This is a genomic window from Streptomyces sp. SID486, assembly GCF_009865385.1.
In the GTDB taxonomy this organism is placed as follows: Bacteria; Actinomycetota; Actinomycetes; order Streptomycetales; family Streptomycetaceae; genus Streptomyces.
In genome coordinates this window covers 1-691 of sequence record NZ_WWJT01000420.1, presented here as the reverse complement: position 1 = coordinate 691, position 691 = coordinate 1, and the positions used below count along the sequence as shown (strand labels likewise).

Sequence of the window (691 nt, the reverse complement as noted above, 5' to 3'; positions counted from 1 at the left end):
CCGGTGCGGTACATGCGGGTGCCGGGCGGCCCGTAGGGGTCGGCGAGGAAGCGGGCCGCGGTCAGGCCCGGGCGGCCGGTGTAGCCGCGGGCCAGCTGGGCGCCGGCGAGGTACAGCTCACCGCCGACCCCGGGGGGCACCGGCTGGAGCCGGGCGTCCAGCACGTAGGCCCGCACGCCGGGCAGCGGGCGGCCGACCAGCGGGCGGTCGCCGCCGTCGATGCGGCAGGACAGCGCGTCGACCGTGCACTCGGTGGGGCCGTAGAAGTTGTGGGCGGCCACGTCCGGGTGGCCGGCCAGTTCGCGCCAGAGGGCGGGGCCGACGGCCTCGCCGCCCAGCATCAGGACGCGCGGACGGTGCCGGGGGTCGGTGAGCAGCCCGGCGGGGAGCAGTTGCCGGAGGTAGGAGGGGGTGACGTCGAGGAAGTCGACGCGGTGTTCCACGACGTACTCGACCAGGGCGGCCGGGTCCATGCGGGTCACCTCGTCGACCAGGTGCAGCGGGTGGCCGTCGGCCATCAGCAGCACGCCCTCGAGGGAGGTGTCGAAGGAGAAGGACGCGGTGAGGGCGACCCTGAGCGGGCCGCCGCCCGCCTCGGCGACGAAGCCGGCCCGGTGGGCCGCCAGCAGGCGGGCGGCCGAGCGGTGGCTCACGGCGACGCCCTTGGGGCGGCCGGTGGAGCCGGAGGTGT

1 protein-coding gene is annotated in these 691 nt (G+C 77.1%); it reads right to left on the bottom strand.

Annotated features, from left to right (window positions below):
- On the bottom strand, positions 1 to 691 hold a 691-nt coding region (locus GT045_RS19965), incomplete at both ends, for an AMP-binding protein (protein WP_161334975.1).